Genomic DNA, 583 nt, shown 5'->3' on the forward strand with positions numbered 1-583 from the left:
CCTTCCAGTACGCGCCGCACCCGAGTGGTGCGGCTACCGGAAGTATCATCCCGAGCGCCCTGAGCTGCTACCAGATACTCACTGAAGCGCTACCGGATAGTCACGACACTGCTACCAAATAGCCGGTCGCAACAGCCTGCCAAGCGGACACGCAGATTCCACGCATCCAACTCCTTCTTCACCCTGGCGGTATAGGACTCGATCAAACTCAACGTCGCCACATCATGCCTTTGAGCAACCGCAGCCGCACGCGCCTGGCGCTGCTTGCCCGTAAAACGCGTCGGCCCGAAATACACCCGGACCTGACCCCTGTTTGGTAGACACCTGATATCCAGCCCGGTTGGGTTGGGAAGAAAGGTAATCTACCACCATGCCTAGGTACTCCGAACAGTTCAAACGTGATGCTGTGGCCCTCTACGAAAACAATGAGGACCTCTCACTTCACGCGGCTTCAGCAGAGCTTGGAGTCAATCGATCCTCACTTTATTCCTGGCTTAAGCAGTACGGCACCGGCAAGCGTGCCCGCACGAAAACCATGCGCGACAAGGCGAAGGCGACGACTGATTCTGAACGGATCCGCCAG

General features: G+C 57.5%; 1 protein-coding gene and 1 pseudogene. One reads left to right on the forward strand and one right to left on the reverse strand.

Features of this window, described 5'->3' with window-relative positions; genetic code table 11:
- Positions 1 to 137: 137 nt before the first annotated feature.
- Positions 138 to 296, reverse strand: a pseudogene (locus HMPREF2807_RS14245) (HNH endonuclease); the annotation flags it as partial.
- A 74-nt stretch (positions 297 to 370) separates the two neighbouring features.
- Between HMPREF2807_RS14245 and HMPREF2807_RS10960 the strand changes: the two are divergent.
- On the forward strand, positions 371 to 583 hold a 213-nt coding region (locus tag HMPREF2807_RS10960), incomplete at its 3' end, for an IS3 family transposase (RefSeq protein WP_070512853.1).

Origin of the sequence: Corynebacterium sp. HMSC074A09 (genome assembly GCF_001811545.1) — a bacterium.
Classification (GTDB): Bacteria; Actinomycetota; Actinomycetes; order Mycobacteriales; family Mycobacteriaceae; genus Corynebacterium; species Corynebacterium hiratae.